At 39.2% G+C, this 16616-nt stretch carries 16 protein-coding genes; 5 read left to right on the forward strand and 11 right to left on the reverse strand.

The features are described from left to right. Nucleotides 1–30: 30 nt before the first annotated feature. A complete protein-coding gene (locus SRRS_RS26030) occupies nt 31–471 on the reverse strand; it encodes a hypothetical protein (protein ID WP_371364577.1) in 441 nt (146 codons plus the stop codon). 943 nt (nt 472–1414) lie between these two features. Here SRRS_RS26030 and SRRS_RS26035 point away from each other — a divergent pair. Further along, nucleotides 1415–2101 (forward strand): hypothetical protein, encoded by a 687-nt coding sequence (locus tag SRRS_RS26035; RefSeq protein WP_371364579.1) that lies wholly within the window; start codon nt 1415–1417, stop codon nt 2099–2101. A gap of 455 nt (nt 2102–2556) precedes the next feature. Here SRRS_RS26035 and pssA read toward each other — a convergent pair whose 3' ends face one another. The 3 genes from pssA to SRRS_RS26050 form a co-directional block, all read right to left on the reverse strand. Next, nucleotides 2557–3078 (reverse strand): CDP-diacylglycerol--serine O-phosphatidyltransferase, encoded by a 522-nt coding sequence (pssA, locus tag SRRS_RS26040; protein ID WP_371364580.1) that lies wholly within the window; start codon nt 3076–3078, stop codon nt 2557–2559. A gap of 274 nt (nt 3079–3352) precedes the next feature. Beyond that, nucleotides 3353–4825, reverse strand: a complete 1473-nt coding sequence (locus tag SRRS_RS26045; protein ID WP_371364581.1) for a hypothetical protein — start codon at nt 4823–4825, stop codon at nt 3353–3355. Next, nucleotides 4822–5013: a hypothetical protein gene (locus SRRS_RS26050; protein ID WP_371364582.1), complete on the reverse strand. Its 192-nt coding sequence runs from the start codon at nt 5011–5013 to the stop codon at nt 4822–4824. The genes SRRS_RS26045 and SRRS_RS26050 overlap by 4 nt, the downstream gene beginning before the upstream one ends. Nucleotides 5014–5688: 675 nt before the next feature. Between SRRS_RS26050 and SRRS_RS26055 the strand changes: the two genes are divergently transcribed. Genes SRRS_RS26055 through SRRS_RS26065 form a run of 3 tightly spaced genes read left to right on the forward strand, consistent with a single transcriptional unit; the run spans nt 5689 to nt 7827 of the window. Then, nucleotides 5689–6144, forward strand: a complete 456-nt coding sequence (locus SRRS_RS26055) for a MarR family winged helix-turn-helix transcriptional regulator (protein WP_371364583.1) — start codon at nt 5689–5691, stop codon at nt 6142–6144. Continuing rightward, entirely contained in the window at nt 6144–7349 is a 1206-nt protein-coding gene (locus SRRS_RS26060) for an MFS transporter (protein WP_371364585.1), read from the forward strand. The genes SRRS_RS26055 and SRRS_RS26060 overlap by 1 nt, the downstream gene beginning before the upstream one ends. Nucleotides 7350–7389: 40 nt before the next feature. Then, nucleotides 7390–7827, forward strand: coding sequence for a universal stress protein (locus SRRS_RS26065; RefSeq protein ID WP_371364586.1), 438 nt, complete (start codon nt 7390–7392; stop codon nt 7825–7827). A gap of 139 nt (nt 7828–7966) precedes the next feature. On the opposite strand, the gene SRRS_RS26070 is transcribed toward SRRS_RS26065, so the two are convergent. From SRRS_RS26070 to SRRS_RS26080, 3 genes are all read right to left on the reverse strand, one after another. Further along, nucleotides 7967–8473 carry an IS110 family transposase gene (locus SRRS_RS26070; RefSeq protein WP_371364587.1) on the reverse strand — a complete coding sequence of 169 codons (507 nt, stop codon included), beginning with the start codon at nt 8471–8473 and terminating at the stop codon, nt 7967–7969. Continuing rightward, nucleotides 8380–9231 carry an IS110 family transposase gene (locus tag SRRS_RS26075; RefSeq protein WP_371364589.1) on the reverse strand — a complete coding sequence of 284 codons (852 nt, stop codon included), beginning with the start codon at nt 9229–9231 and terminating at the stop codon, nt 8380–8382. The genes SRRS_RS26070 and SRRS_RS26075 overlap by 94 nt, the downstream gene beginning before the upstream one ends. 448 nt (nt 9232–9679) lie before the next feature. Then, a complete protein-coding gene (locus tag SRRS_RS26080; RefSeq protein ID WP_371364590.1) occupies nt 9680–10225 on the reverse strand; it encodes a glutathione peroxidase in 546 nt (181 codons plus the stop codon). Nucleotides 10226–10652: 427 nt separating this feature from the next. On the opposite strand from SRRS_RS26080, the gene SRRS_RS26085 reads away from it, so the two are divergent. After that, on the forward strand, nt 10653–11894 hold the full coding sequence (locus tag SRRS_RS26085; RefSeq protein WP_371364592.1) for a response regulator: 1242 nt from the start codon (nt 10653–10655) through the stop codon (nt 11892–11894). Nucleotides 11895–12176: 282 nt separating this feature from the next. Here SRRS_RS26085 and SRRS_RS26090 read toward each other — a convergent pair whose 3' ends face one another. The 4 genes from SRRS_RS26090 to SRRS_RS26105 form a co-directional block, all read right to left on the reverse strand. Continuing rightward, nucleotides 12177–13685 (reverse strand): flotillin family protein, encoded by a 1509-nt coding sequence (locus SRRS_RS26090; RefSeq protein WP_371364593.1) that lies wholly within the window; start codon nt 13683–13685, stop codon nt 12177–12179. Further along, complete coding sequence (locus tag SRRS_RS26095) at nt 13682–14227, reverse strand: NfeD family protein (RefSeq protein ID WP_371364595.1); 546 nt, start codon at nt 14225–14227, stop codon at nt 13682–13684. Before SRRS_RS26095 ends, SRRS_RS26090 begins: the two co-directional genes overlap by 4 nt. A gap of 281 nt (nt 14228–14508) precedes the next feature. Beyond that, the gene (locus SRRS_RS26100; protein ID WP_371364596.1) at nt 14509–15639 is read right to left on the reverse strand and encodes a DUF4830 domain-containing protein; all 1131 of its coding nucleotides are present in this window, start codon (nt 15637–15639) and stop codon (nt 14509–14511) included. Between the two features lie 363 nt (nt 15640–16002). After that, nucleotides 16003–16569, reverse strand: coding sequence for a DUF1638 domain-containing protein (locus SRRS_RS26105; RefSeq protein WP_371364598.1), 567 nt, complete (start codon nt 16567–16569; stop codon nt 16003–16005). Between the last annotated feature and the right edge of the window lie 47 nt (nt 16570–16616).

The following is a 16616-nucleotide window of genomic DNA, read 5'->3' on the forward strand; positions in this document are numbered from 1 at the left end:
GTAATCGACAGAGTTAATTAGCAGTCGAAGTTATTGCCAACCGAAAGCAATGCCAAACAGCCTGATAACCTCTTGACGAATGCGATACAAGTGGCGTTCGGTCATCGCCAGTTCCTCGGCAATATTCTTAAATGGCTTTCTGGAAAAATATCTCAGAGTGACGAATCTATGCTGCACAGGACTTAAAGAAGAAAGTGCATTATCTACAAGCTTGACCATTACTGCAAACTCGCAGCGTACAACACTTCTTTCTTCCATACTCCCATGTTTACACTCCTGACTCTCGTTCTGGAACTGAATTTGCGATAAGTTAACTTTCCACATAGGATAATCGTACAATGCCGACTCTATTTGCATGACCAATTGTTGATTTGGGGCTGACTCGGCGTGCCACTCAACTTTCCTCTTTGTTCCCCAAAGGTTTTGAGATTTGTCTCTATCGTGCTCTAATTGCCACTCTATACTTTCCATTATTCCACCCCCATGTAATTTTAAAAAACATTGAAGCCTATCCACATCTGAGCATACTCTTTTTAGAGCAAACCTACTCTTCTCCGAATTTATTATTCAGGCACCAGACCCTCGTCAACTATAAACGAGTGGAACGAATTATGAGGCGAAGAAACAATTAAACTCGAACCATAAGTACTGGATGCAGAGAACATATAAATCGGAATTTACCGCAATGAACTTAATGAGAACTTATCAGTGATATAATCTATGTTTGAATCGGTGAAGGATGGCTGTATAATAGCGGCTATAATGGATTTATAAAAAAATAATTGGATTATCAATGAGTGACCGAAGCGATCGGGGCAGTCATTACTGTTTCTCATGAACATCAACGATTGCTTAAAAAACGCAATTTTATTTGCAGAACAATACCCCTCGATAACGCTATCCCCCTTTATAATCTAGTTTTATATTCACAGACTTGCGATCATGTCCCATTGATAATGCCATCACTTCCTATTGCTGTTTATGGTGAAGCAATTTTAACTGTTACACAAAATGTAAAGTAAACTTTTATTGGATACAATCAGTATCATGGTGACTTGGAGCAAGCATCCAGGTTAGGCCAAGCTCCAACCGGATGAAGAAGAGCGTAAAACACAACAAAGGGTTAAAAATGTAATATATTTACTTTATTGATTTTTTCTTCCATATACATAACATACACTTTTTTTTAAAATTTGTAACTGACTTAAATATGACATTTAATGTGGTTTTTTTACATGTTATACATGTGATACATAGTAGATTAACCGACAGTCAAGGCAAGGGAAAAGCAATGTTAAAGAAACCAAAAAGCAGGTCAAAAAGCCTGCTTTTTTTCATCATCTGGTAAATATTTAATGAAACTCATATAAATTACGATACAATAAATATGTTGATGTCTAGATAGGAGGAAAGTATGAAAAATTTAAAATTTATCTTAACTTTTGGTTTTTGTTTTACATTGTTATTTACTGGTTCCACCCTTGCTGCACCTATAGAAAAAGGCTCTCCTCAATATATCGCGGATCTACTAAAACAATCAGATATCCCCATAAAAGAAACGCTATCGAATTTCCTTATAGAAACAGATACCCATTTTTACACGCCTTCTGATATTATAAGATATGAATATTCCGAAATGACCAAGGATGGAAAAAAGAAAAAAGTTAAAAGAATAGGATCAGGAGACGGCTATAGTGATCTCGTAATAGAATATAGTACAAATGTCCAGTCGAAATATATCGTACCAGGTCGCGAATCTACTGTCCTCGGTATTTATAATATTGATTCAAAATACTATTGTTTTTGGGTTCTTCGAGATGAAAACACATCCTATGCAGTAAAAAATGTCATCCTTCCCTATACCCAGAAGCTCATTAATTATTTTGGAGATCAGGCTCCTGATAGGCTCGAGTTGAATTTTTGCTTTGACGAAAAGGGTGAAAAATTTCCTCAAATAGAATTCGTGGCTAATACAGTTACATTACGCGATTATTTTTCTGGGAAGATTACCCTAAAAGAGTTGTTGGATGAAAGTTCACTCTCATACAAATTAGAAGGTAAACGGCATTTAATGATCAATACGAAAAAAATACTAAAATAACTTGGGAGCTAGGGACATTCAGCCGCTTCGAAGGAAATTATGTATAAAAAATTCAGAAAGCAAATGTCCCATTTGCTTTCTGAATGAAAAAAACAAAACGTCCAAGCAACCTTAAGTGATGCTTTAAGAAGTTAGCTCTTAGAACAAAAATAAGCGAAGAATTCCAGTTTGAAGGAATTCTTCGCTTATTTTTTATGATGTGAATATGAAGTTTCTTCATGTTTCGTAACATGGCATCGCTGTCATGTCAAAAGTGGAACACCTTATATTTACTAGCTTCGTGGCATTTTCATGTTCCAGTACGTGTCATTGAATTGTCATAACATGCCACGAAATAGTAATAGACATTAGTCAATAATTTGACCAATGTCTATTTAAAAATAACTCAGAATCACCCTGAACACCCAAAATCACTTTGAATAACACGATCCAATGATTCCGGGCGAATCTTCCTTTTAAAACTTTTTAAATCTGTGCTTGCAAACCATTAGGTAAGACAAGGCGATTACTAATGTTATTGTAATTCCTATAGGTGCTAAGTAATTCACCGTAACTAAACAGTATAGCGCCAAAAACATACCAGCAAAAGTTATAGGTATACCGTAAAACTCTCCGTCGAATTTAGTAACATTATATCTAGCTAATCGATAAGCACCAGCCATTGGAAATAGTACTACTAACAAATATCCGAAAAGCCCTAATTGTGAAAATCCATAGACATTAAATACAAGAATAGAAGGTGCTACACCGAAAGAAACTAAATCCGCAAGAGAATCAAGTTCTTTTCCTAATTCACTTGACACATTTAAGTATCTAGCAACGCTTCCATCATATCTATCAGCAATACATGCTAATAATATAAAAAAAGCAGCCCAGTTATAATTTACTTGAAATAACATCATTAAAGACATTATTCCACACCCTAAGTTGGCAAGAGTCAATGTATTCGGTAAGTCTCTTTTTTGTATTACAGCCATAATAGTCGCTCCTTTAAAGATAAATCATTACGAATTAATTTAAATCTTGAAGCAAGATAAGGTAATCCACTCTCTTCCAATTTATTATAGCACAATTTAAGCCATTCCAGAAAATATATAAAAGATCTTGCACCAGAGTGAGACACGGACTAGGGGACGGTGGTACTGTATCGTTTACCCTTCGAAGCTCTATCCCTTCAACTTTTGCTTACGGCCAGTTCACCCCCAAATAAGAACCAACCACAACAGACAAGGAACTTGCTTCATGTGCATGTCATAGCTTTGGAATTTGAACTTTTAATAATTCTAAAACCTGCCCGTCATCATAGAACGCTTTTACTGGATATACTTCGGCCACTTTCACTTTGCCGCTTGTGAGCGCGACTGCTAAGATTGGACTTACTCTATTGTTAAAAGTAACCTGTCGTATTTCTTGCGGTTTCATAGGCTCTTTCTTAATAGATGCAACGGCATTATCAACATTAAGAACCTGATTAGTCTGTTTATCCCTATAAACTACAGCAACCTCAATTGCACTCAATCGTTTATTAGTGTTATTACCTACTTCCGCCGAAAAATTTACAGGAAGTAAGAAAGATGTTGACTTCGCCTGCCCATCCCGTACGACCCACTCAGAATCTTCTAAGGAACCACCTTCTGGAAGACTTGCTGAAAAGTCTATCAATTTTACTGTTAATGCTGATTGAATAACATCCTTATTAGCGAGATAAGGGAATACCTCAAGAGCTTTGCGGTACTTTTTCATTTTATCTACTACTACATTAAAATCTGCTCCGCAAATGATTTTATATTTTCCGTTCTTTTCTTGAAGTTCAAAAGACACGCTCATCTTGTCACCATTGGCATCAGAATAAAAGAACGCTGTCGCCTTCGATAAATTACCTTTATTTGAAAAGACGAATGAATCAGCAATAGGTAGTTGTGTAAACGAACCAACACCCCTTGTAGCCTTCTGTTCAGCCATGACCCATTCACCTACTCTTATTCTCTCCTCACCACTAGCAAAGAGGCGTCCTTGCTCAACAGCATTTAAAATCTCAGCCTTTAATACCCCAGAGTCTTCTGGTTGAAGAAATGAATCAAGGTCAACATACTGAGTGAAAGCATCTGGATCTCTATCTTTTAAAGCCTTGATTGCCTGCGATACCGCGTATTGCGGTATGTCGGTCCTCCAACCCATGTAGTTGACTAAGTGGGTGTTGATACCGAAACGATAGATTGAGAATAAAGAAATTATAAAAACGACTACTAAAGCGCAGACTACTCCTCGAATACCACCTTCAGGTGATTCTCCGCTCTCAATAATTCTGGCTATTTTTTTGAAATAAGTACGTAAGGAAAACACTCCGCTTATCGCCGCTAGTAACAGAAAGATTGGAATGAATATTAATCCCATAACGTTACCCTCTATGTTTGAAAAAAGGAAAGGCACAATGAGAATCATCACGATAAAAGGATATTGGGCGACAAAGAATGCCTCAAGGACCTTGGTTGGCGTCACCCGTGGAGAAAAAATTCTGCTTATCGCATATGCAAATATAATCTGTACCAAGAGAGCTATCATACCGATAAAGACATACACTGAGTAGAATTCTTTAGCTAAACGAACAACATTCGTTGAGACTGTATAATGCATTCCGAGGTAATTGGTAATAGCGAAAGAACCGAAGATGCAAATTGGATTAAGTAACGACCATAGTATAAACTTCAAACATTGCTGAATCATATCCTTTGCCCCCTTAATATTGAGACCCCACCACCTAATAAAACCCTGGCAAAAATATCTTTGCCCCTACCAGTGAGATAACCCAATGGTTGCAATACTTCTCTTGTTTCCGTTAAACTAGGGCCACCAAATAAACTTCTTTGCGTAACAAGTATTTGATGTGCTGTATATTTATCATAAATTTTCAAGACTTCGCCTCCCCATAAGAGAAAAACAATAAATTACCATTCTTTAATCATTATCGCTAATATTCATCTTCTTATTAAAACTAAAAGAAAAAAATCCTGCATTATTTGAATGAATGCAGGACCTAGACCTGTTACTTTTATGAACATGGCACCAGTAGCACGTACTATAGCCTCAACTAAAAAAATACCGGTTTATCCTCTTCCTTAACCTTGGCCAATGCTTCTTCGCCCCAGGGCCCAGGGGTACCAGTCTATTGGATTATGCGCATGAACTCAAGCTTTTAGGTAGCCTCTCTAATTATTATACCCTTTTAGTTATCTATACACTTATGATCTACACGAATGTGGCACCACTCTCATCTTGTGGACTATTAAACACCGCAGATCCCTACAAAGCATCTAAAGCAGTATTATGTGTATAAATATATTAGCTTGTCCAACATCCTACGAATCTATATGGTTTCTGGCTTCTTGCATCTTCGAAACCACTTCCATAACATGCCACTGGATTTAAATAGGACCTTAGTCAAAAATTTTGCCAAATGTCCATTCTAGCAACCGACCCGCTGAGTTATTAAATACTTGACTACAAATCCAATCATATAATATACTAGTTAATAATCAACTAGTATATTATATATTAGTTGATTATTAACTAGTATAAGGGGTGTAAACATGACTGCAGCTAAATTAATTCATTTGCTATACCAAACCACGAGGGCTATTTCCCAAGGAGTAAACCAAACACTGGCGGAATATGGGCTATATAGTTCTGAATGGTCAATTATTGTAGCCTTAAAAGAAACTGGACCTATCTCTCAAATCGCTTTGGCGAAATATCTTAATATCGAACCGGCAGCAATCTCAAAAACCGTAATAAAACTTGAGGAGAAGGGCTTTGTCGAAAGAAATTATAAGAATGATAAACGTGAAAAAGAAGTCTTGCTCACTGAGAAAGCACTAAATCAATATGTTATTTGGGAAAAAGCTATCAATAATCACAGACAATCTATTCTAATCGACTTGCCAGAAGAGAAACAGCACGAATTATATGTAATGCTCAAATCCATATATTCAAATACACAAAGTATAAAACGTAATGGTACTGTCTTACTTAGAAAGGATAATTAATGGCAACCAATATTTCAAAACTATGGACAAAAGATTTCATTTTATTTACAATTTCAAATACTTTTTTATTTAGTGGTTTTCATATCTTTTTGCCAACACTGCCGATTTATGTATTAAATCAAGGCGGAACTAGTACCGATGTCGGATTATTGTCGGCAATTTTTGTATTCTGTGCCATTCTGATTCGTTTTTTCACAGACTATGGAATAAAAAAATGGGGGAAAAAATATTATTTATACATTGGCTGTACATTATGTTTTGTTGCGGCCATAAGTTATATTTTAGCTACTACCGTACCACGGTTACTTTCCTTACGGGTAGTTCATGGACTGGGGTTTGGCATAGCCACTACATTATATGCTACCATTGTCTCCGACCTAATCCCTAAGTCACGACGCGGCGAAGGAATAGGTTATTTTGGACTGGGCACCACATTGGCAATGGCAATTGCACCAGGCCTGGGGGTATGGATTGTTGATAATTTTTCTTTTAATAATCTATTTGTAGTGGCAACAATCAGTCAGATTTTTGCACTCTTTTGCTTAAGTCTTTGTTCCATTCCTGCAGACCGCCCTATACATACTGTGAAACAAGAAAAAGCCTCATTTATGGATAAACTGGTTGAAAAAAGCCTGTTATATCAAGCCTTTCTTGCCTTATTGTTCGGGGTATGCATCGGCGGTATTCTAAATTTCATCGCTTTACTAGCCAAAGAAGCTCATATTGCCAATTCAGGGGCTTTTTTTCTAATGTGTACCATCTGTATCTTTTTATCCCGCCTAGTAACAGGCCGGCTATTTGATAGAAAAGGTCCAGCCTGGGTCATTTTGCCTGGTGCAATATTATTTTTATTAGGCTTTGTGGTCTTGGCACAAAGCAAAAGCATAACTGCTTTTTTAGCAGCCTCTGCCCTGTACGGCTTTGGCTACGGCACCATTTTTCCAGCATTACAAACCTGGATGTTTAATCTAGTGACATCAGACAAACGCAGCGCAGCCAGTGCAACCTTTTATAATATGATTGACATCGGCAATGGTGTTGGTTCGGTCGCCTTAGGAATGCTCGCAGGAAAACTTGGTTATGCATCGATTTATTGGTGCTCTGCTGTCATCATGGGGGTTTTTCTCTTAAGTTACATATGGTTCTTAATTCAGGAAAAATACTCTTCAGCGAACAATCTGGACGATATAGATGCAAAAAGCTAATACTAGATCTCTTTAGAAAAAACGATATGGGGTGAGAACTTTGTTTAGAAAAATTTTAGTACCTGTAGATGGTTCAGATGCTGCATTAAGAGCTGCTAATTATGCAAAAGGAGTTGCTGAAAAATTTGACAGTGCAGTTACTTTGCTGCACATTATTGAGCATCCGGGATATTTGTTAACAGATACCAAGGATTTACCGCTAAAATTAATTGAAGACATGGATAAAAATGGAGAGCAGGTTATAGCTGAGGCTTTAGCGATATTTGCTGATTTTACTGGTCGGATTTCTACCAAACTGGAATATGGGCATGCCGGAAAAAAAATTACCGAGCTTAGCAAAGAAAACGGCTACTCGTTAATTGTTATGGGACGCAGAGGCCTAAGCGGCGTTAAGCAGCTACTAATGGGCAGCGTCAGCAATTATGTTCTCCACTGCTCGCAATGTCCTACATTAATTATTAAAGGCGAAAAACAGTAAAACGGGGACATAGACCAGCTAAGTGAAGTCAAGTCTTAAACTAAAAAAAATCTGGTACCCAAAAGGGTATAACAAACAAACCTTCAAAAAATGCGAACATTATTTATTAAGATCCTGTTAATATTCAATTTTAGCTGAGTTATGCTGCTTTTCTGCTAGTTTGATACAGCTCGACTTGCTGTTCTGGGGTAATTAAACAGAACGACTGCTTGTTTTTTAGGACAGAAAAAATAATTCGTAGAAGCTTATTCATAACCGCACCTAATGCTTGTTTTTTGGGCTTGGACTCAATTTTCTTTTTGTAATATTCGTAGATGACTGAATTTACGAGCGACCCGTTGGGACTTTTGCGAATAGCAGTTGTTGCGGCAACATATAGTGCTCGTCGTAAGAAAGGTGAACCTCTTTTTGTCACCTTGTTTCTCGTACCAACAAAATTCCCGGACTGTCGAACAGATGGATCAATACCACAATAAGCTACAAGCTGTTTGGCATTGCTAAATCGCATGATATCGCCTACTTCTCCCAAAATAAGCGGTGCCAATGTTTCACCTATACCAGGTATGCTTTTAAGCAATGCGATTTCAGGAAGTTGTTCTGCCCATTTGTTAATTTCGCCATCAATAACTTTAATTTGGGCATCCATGAATCGTATATTGCTAGCGTAAATTTGTATAACACTAAAATTGGCTGACAATTGAATACCAGTAAATTCGGCATCTCTGGCACAATCCAATAAGGCTTCATATTTTTATGGGCATAGTTCTTGCCGCGTCGCGGCAAGGATTCTAGCATTTCCATTATCGCTTTATGATTGGAAGTGCTTGACCATTCCGCAGGAGCTGGAAACTGAGTTAATAGAGTGAGTGCTGTTAAAGATGATGGATCAAAGACTTTGGGAAACAAGGGCGCAACTTGTTCAATTGCGGCAATGAGTTGATTCAAAATACCGGCACGTTGCTCTACTAATTGAAATCTAGTTCGCGATAGTGTTTTCAAATTTGCTAATGCTTCGCTTGGTATATAGGTGTTGTGTAAATCTTGGGTAAAGAACAATTTGGCTAAATCAACTGCGTCGACTTGGTCAGTCTTTACTTTTCTTACCGATGAATTTTTGATAGAATGTGAAATAAGGGGATTGATGTGGAAGACATCAAGCTCCTGTTTTAAAAAGAAGTGGACAATGCGTTGAGAGAAGTGACCTGTCGATTCTAGGACAATTGCCGGTTTACTACCAAACGCGTCTTCCACTTTTTTTATTTCTCCTAAAGCGAAAAAAAGCCCCTTTTTAGTGTTTAGGGCTTTAAATGGATTCACTAATATCGTGCCGTTGGGAGAAACAGCAGCATAAACACAAAAGTCTTTAGCAACATCAATACCGATAGCAGGACGGTTAATCAACATAGAGCCCCTCCTAAGAATTAGTTTCGAAGGATTATCCATTCCATCGTCAAAGATCACAGCCTTGCACGTGAAGCGGGAATAAGTCCCAACCAGCTAAAACGTAAATGCTTTGGAAATGGATGAATTGTCAATGTTGTGGGTATAGAGAAACTCTTCCCTGGGACAGGTACATTCATATCCTTCCATCCCATTATACACAAAGCTAATTGTTCGGATTTTTTTGCTCCCAAACGGATAACCCTTCTGTACTCTATCTTACAGGGGACGGTGGTACTGTCTTACTTTATTTTTCCAATAAATCCTTTCCTCAAAACATAACCATCGTCCCTGCATCTTTGGTCCAGACATACTAGATGATTATATGCTCACATAGTTAAAACCGGCTTCATCACAAAGATGCCACCGGTTTATAAGTCTTTACGTCCCTATCCTTATAAGCACAAAAAAGCTACAGTAACTTCTTAATATCATCCTTCATAGCCAATGGCGACGTTGTGGGTTCATACCTTGCTATAACTTCACCTTGCCGATTAATTAAGAACTTAGTAAAGTTCCACTTAATAGCATCCCCTTCAAGGAACTCCGGATATTTCTCTTTCAATACTTCCTGCAGTTTTTCTCCTATAGGATGTTTCATATCAAACCCTTTAAATGGCGCTTTAGTAGTTAAATAATTAAATAAGGGGTGAGCATTCTTTCCGCGAACTTCTGTTTTCTCAAACATTGGGAAACTAACCCCGTAATTAATCCGGCAAAATTGCTGTACCTCTTCATTAGTCCCTGGCTCTTGTTCAGCAAATTGATTGCTGGGAAATCCAAGTATCTCTAATCCCCCATCAGCGAATTCATTATACAACTGCTGAAGGTCTTCATACTGTGGAGTAAACCCACATTTACTGGCAGTATTAACAATTATTAATACTTTGCCTTTATAATCCGATAGCGAAACCTCCTTACCGCTAATAGTTCGAACTCTATATTCATAGATATTCATATTCCTTTCCTCCTCGCTTTTATTTTTGCTGCAGCAAGCATCTCATTCACCAGGTGATTAACGTGATTCTCAGACATTCGCTTCACCTCGTTTTCATAGCTACTCTTTAGGATTTGCTTGCAATAAACTTTACATGCATCAGGCAACGGATAGTTATTATTAACTAAGTGTTATTTTTTATTTTAATTGGAATGTTGTGGTAAGTCAAGCTTCTTATTCAAGATAGAACTAAATCATCAAGAAAATCGCATAAATTGAGGATTGATAAGACTTAGAGATGGACATTGTTTTTTCCGGCAAAGCGGCATGAAAAAAGCTTAAGAGCAAGAACAAATTTATCGATTTAATATTGAAAGCAATTTTGCTATTGACCAATAATATGTTTGACCATATAGGATATTTGATTCCTAGGATAAACGGAGGTAACATGGCCAACATACTCGTTGTAGATGACTCTATGATGGAAAGAAAAGTTTTGGGCGATATTTTGACAGCGCTTGGTCACACCGTTATCGGGCAGGCCAAGAATGGCGAGCAGGCTTTAGAAGAATATCTTAAGTTAAAACCTGATCTTGTTACTATGGACTTAACCATGTGTGTCGCCGGCGGTGCTGAAGCTACCTCCAAAATTATAGCCGAGGATCCTGAAGCCCGCATTGTTGTGGTAAGCTCACACCAAGAAAAAAAGGTTATTTTGGATGCGTTGGAGCGAGGTGCCAGGCACGTTATTATCAAGCCGGTGTCCCAAGAGGCAGTGGCTGCAGTTGTAACTAACGTATTGCAGCAACCCTTTGACCAAGACAGGCACCGTGAGTTAATCAACTGTCTGAAAAGTGCCTGTACTGCCCAGGAAAAGAGGCCCAAACAGCATTCAGCGCGAATTCTTATTGTCGATGATTCGATGCTTGCCAGGCAAATGCTGCGGGACATTGTGACAGCATTAGGCCATATAGTTGTAGGTGAGGCTGCTAACGGTGTACAAGCCTTTGTAGAATATGTCCGGTTAAAGCCGGATTTAGTAACAATGGATCTGAGTATGCAAGGCCTCGGGGGAGCCGAAACGATTTCGAAGATAATGACTGCCGATTCTAATGCCCGCATTATTGTGGTTAGCGCTACCGAATCCCGCGCAGGCATTATTGATGCTTTAGAGCGAGGAGCCTGCCACTTCATTGTAAAACCTATTCGCCCGGAAAAAGTAGCAGAAACTATAGAAGCAGTGCTGCAGCAGGAATTTAATTTTAAAAAGCAAATGGATAACATCCATAAGCTTAAAACAAAAGAGAATATGCGGGCTTTAGTAGAGGCTGCGCCTGAGTATGTGGTCCCCTACGCTATCAGCACACAGGATGCCAATTTTGTTCATGTATTCATTAACAAGAGCCTTACGTTAACCAGCTGTCAAACCCTGATGGCCGAGTTGTCCGAGTACTTGGATGAGAAACCAAGACTGCTGCTTAACTTTGGAACAATGTCTAGTCTTGATCTGCCGTTGTTTGAGCAGTTTAACGAATTGGTTAAACTTATCGAAGATAATTTAGGTGTCGTACAGGCCGTATCGAATAACGAAGAGTTTATTGACTCCGTTACCTGTATAAACCTTGAAAATACAGCTAACTCACTGGCTCAAGTACTCAAATATTCGGAAAATGAAATAAAGTTTTCCTAGTAAATCAATCGTTAACAAGCTTCCAAAAAAGTTGATAAAGCAAAATTTAACCCCATCTGCACAAAAGATGGGGTATTAAGATATCGAAGGGACAGGTTATTGGCCGTTGTCTCACTTCTAACGAAATTAGCATATTACGCTTAAAAAAAAACAAACTCAACTCTTCATATTGGGAAGAGTTAAGTTGTTTTTCGCCGTTGCCAAAGGTACGATTGCTTCTTCCAAAATTCCAGGATTCTTCATACATAAAAAAGATATCCCATGTATTTGGAAACGCTTGATTTAGGCATTCTTCTGATTTTCTTGCTCTTGTCTTCTCTGTTTTTGCTCAGAAGAATCTGCCTGCTGGCTAACTAGTCCTTTAATCATTTGTTCCAGATCTACTCCCGAAACATTTCTCAACATTTCCGGCGCCGTTGCCATTAAAGAAGTGACATATTTACTAACTTTTACTGCACCTTCGCCATCCCCTGCATCAACAACAGTAAGTTTATCAATGGATTTGAGCGGTTCTGCTATTTTACCAGCTAACTCAGGCAACATTTTTATAATGATATCCAGCACGGCCGCCTGTCCAAACTTGTCGAATGCTTCGGCTAGTTTTTCTTTTGCCTCCGCCTCTGCCAGACCTTTCAGCCGGACAATATCTGCCTCGGCAGTACCCTTTGCCCGTTCAGCGTCGGCGATCGCTAAGCCCTCTAGACGCTTCTGCTCTGCATTTGCTTTTGCTTCTGCTTCAATACGGTATTGAAGCGCATCGGCTTCCCGTATCTGTCTTGCTTTGGCAGCTTCCGCCGCTTGCTCTACGGCATATCGGTCAGCATCTGCCTTCTTTTTCACTTCTGCGTCGAATTGTTTCTCCCGACGCAGAATTTCTTTTTCCTGTACATCAATTTCCCGTTCCTTACGTACGACTTCGATCTTCATTTGTTCTTGTATTACCATTTGTTCAGAGCGGGCTGTCTGTATTTTATAGGCTTGGTCGGCTTCGGCTTTTGCAGTATCCTGGTCTTTTTTAAATGCAGCAACTTTGAGTTCCTTTTCTTTGTTTGCTTCCGCCACATTCGTATCACGCAACAGTTCTGCTTTTTGTCCCTCTTCTTCAGCAAGAGCCTTCTTTATACGCGCGTCCCTGACAGCTTCGGCTTCAGCAATTTCGGCGTCCCTTTTTACCGCAGCAATACGCGGTTTACCAAGAGCATCAAGATACCCCTGCTTATCGCGCACATCTTTGATGGTAAAAGATACTATTTGCAGCCCCATCTTTTTTAAATCTCTTGCTGCCACCCCCTGAACTTCCTGAGCAAATTTGTCACGGTTTCGATATACCTCTTCTACCGTCATAGTTCCCAATATGGCACGCAGATGACCTTCTAATACTTCCTGTGCCTCTCCTTGTAACGCTTCAGTCGGTTTCCCCATAAACTGCTCGGCGGCAGTTGCCACATCTTCAATCGAACTACCTACTTTGATGATTGCTACTCCGTCAGCCATAACTGGAACGCCTTGTTCAGTATAGACCTCCGGCGTAGAAACATCGAGTTTATGAGACAGGAGAGAAAGTTTATCTGCCTGCTGGAATATCGGCAGAATAAACGCCCCGCCCCCTCTGACAATTTTGATCCGGCGTCCTGATTCATCTGTAAGTACATCGGCCCCCATTAAAAAGGACCCTGTTACAATCATAGCTTCATCTGGTCCAACCGTTTTGTAACGTGCCCAAAAAGCTAAGCCTAAGACAACAATTACAGCCATTACAATTGCTAGTATAGTAAGAATTGATGCGCTCATACTTTTCCTCCTTCGTTCTTGTTATAAGAAGCTACATACAAAATTCCTTCCTTTATATCCGTTACTACCACTTTGGTGCCTGCCGACATGGCTGTTTTATCACTCGATACAGCAATTTGATTGGTAATGCCCGCCCCAATTTTGATTATTATTTCACCATAGCCATTGGCAGGTATGGGCACTATTACTTCCGCCGTTTTTCCAACCAGTTCCTTGATAAAAAAGCCGGATGAGTTTTCACATTTTTTCATCGGTTTAATGTAGAAAAAATATACAAACACAGACAATACTACCGCTGCACTTAGCGCCATTATAATAATCTCAGAATTCACCAGTTCCGTGTAGCTTGTTAGTATGATCCCTGTGCCGCCAAAAACAGTAATCCCACCTACTACAACAGCGGGCTCCAACCACTCTAAATGATCTAAAGGAAATATCTGAAGGAATCCGTCATTGGCATGCCCAAGGACGTCCCCAAACAAAACAGTTACACATGCAACCATTACGCCGAAAATTAAACAACCCCAATATACCTCAAGCATGTACTCTTTCCTTTCGTCATAACATTAGCTAAACTGCTTTATTTGAGTGCGCATTTTTAAATCTAAATATATTTATTCTTCCTAAATTTTCACAATCCCTTTTCTAAAGGCTTGCCGGGTCTCATCGAGTCCAATACACTACGCTTACAACCCTGTGCCTATTTCACAAATGCGCCAGCCTTCCCCGGGAATTTCTTGCCGTAAAGTGATAAACCGGCCTATTCTACCATTTTTAAACAAATTTTCGTTTTTATAAACGACATCTACTGTTGCCTCATAGACTACGGTTCCTTCAGGTTGCTTAATTGGAACTTTCTTAAATCCAGTAAATTTGCTGATTCGATATTTTGCTCATCCGCACATTTGTCCGGTGAATTATATAATTCATTATTATCCATGTTGATGCTTAAAAAGGAACTCAACCGCTTCCGGGTCATACAGGCAAACTGCATTTTATCATCATGCTTGTCCATTGCTTCATAATACAGTGTAATAACCTCATCCGGCGTCATCACCGACATTTGCTTTGCTAACTTAGAACCCCGGGCGGCATAGTTTTCTATCCAGCCTTCCCATTCCCGCCCGGTAATATCTTTCAAAGTTTTTCTGTCAAGAGAGCAGGCAAAACACTGATGTCTTCCGGCATCAATATAGGCTCCCGCTATTTTACCGTTATATTTGACGACAATGCCCCGTGCCTCCTTGTTTGGGCCCGGAAGTCCTTCACGCAAGCGGTATATTTCCACATCTACATTCTTGCCAAGACAATGGCTAAAATCAAGACCGATATTTTTGGAAAGTTCATTATTATAAGCCCAATAAATCTTAGTGGGATATTCCCCGGGCTCATGTTTTAAATCCGCAGGCAGCAGGCTCTTATTTTCATTGACTTTATAATCTACCGTCCAGTTATACCGTTTAAACAGCTTAATTACCCTTGAGTCAACTTTAGTATCCGTTTTTCTATATTCATTCAGCGCATACATATATCTAAAAAAGTCGGGATTTACCTCATATTTCTGCCCTTGCACCTCAATATAGCTAACCCAAAAAGCATAATCGTAAACCAGCGTTACTTCCTGCCAAGTCTGGTCATTGGCAGTCAAACGTATATCATACTTTGACACCATACCGCCCATCTGCTTTATTTTTTCATCATTGACTAAGGGCTTGCCCGCCGTAATCATTGACATAATATCCCCAATCATCTTTCTATCCTTAATTTGCAATGCCTTCGGCGGCCTCTGCCAGCGTGGTATATTGGGGTCAGTTACAACCTCAATCTGTGTAATTGCCCTGTTATTATTAATTAGATCCGTCAAAGCGGCGGCGCAGACATCTCTATGTAAACTGCAGCATAACAAACAAAAAGTCAAAACGGCAAAACAATGTATGGTCCTTTTTATAGTCATATATTCACCCTCCTAGTAAATATAAACATAACTTTTAAACTTTAATGGACTAGGGGACGCTGGTACTGTCTTACTTTATTTTTTTAATAAATCCTTTCCTTCAAGAGCTGTCATAGGGAACGGGGTTGTCGACACCATTTCAAAACAAATCACGATTAGTTCCCTAGATAACAGTGACCTTAAAAATAATGCTCTGCTGATCCCCCTATTATAATTATCCTATTATATAATTCTCCATAAATCCCCAATTTCCTTACTGATAAACAAAGAGAGTTACCTTTCGGCAACCCTCTTAATAAGAGGACAACGGGGACACTCCCTTTTTGTCAACTTTTTTTCCGCAACACTCGCGTGGTACACTTTTCACTTGACAATACACAAGGCCTCCTGCACAGCCTCAATCATACTATTTTTAAAAAGCGTCAAATCTCCCGTTTCAATTTCAATTGGTACCTGCGTATGTTCAAAAAACTCCAGTATGTCCTCATCCGTAAATTCGCAAATGCCTGTATCAACAAGCACGATATTATCATAAAAGGCGAAAGCCTGTCTCATACCAACTTCATCCACGCCCCAGCCCGGATCAAAAAATTCACGCCATTTCACCAACCAGCTGGGCGTCATATAGAAAGTTTTAGGATCCCTCGCCTTCCCATCCGGCAACAGCTCTCCCAAAAAAACTTCCCAACAACTTGAACCCCGCAAACGAATTAAATCATAGCCACGCAAAAATTCATCAAACAACGGATGACATTTCTCGCCAAACATAAGAATCACTTTATCCGCCTGCACCTCGTCCAAGGCCTGCACTACTTTTTCCTGTAACTTTTTTAAATCTACATGCACACGCAGCGGCAGATACACTGTAGAAAACTCACAATCAAAGAGTTTTTCCTGCTTAAATTCCGCAATAACCTTTTCCAGTTCCAATTGAAAAATTCCACAACCGAGAAAACATATTTTCACTTAAACCCTAA

The sequence above is a fragment of the Sporomusa rhizae genome, assembly GCF_041428845.1.
Taxonomy (GTDB): domain Bacteria; phylum Bacillota; class Negativicutes; order Sporomusales; family Sporomusaceae; genus Sporomusa; species Sporomusa rhizae.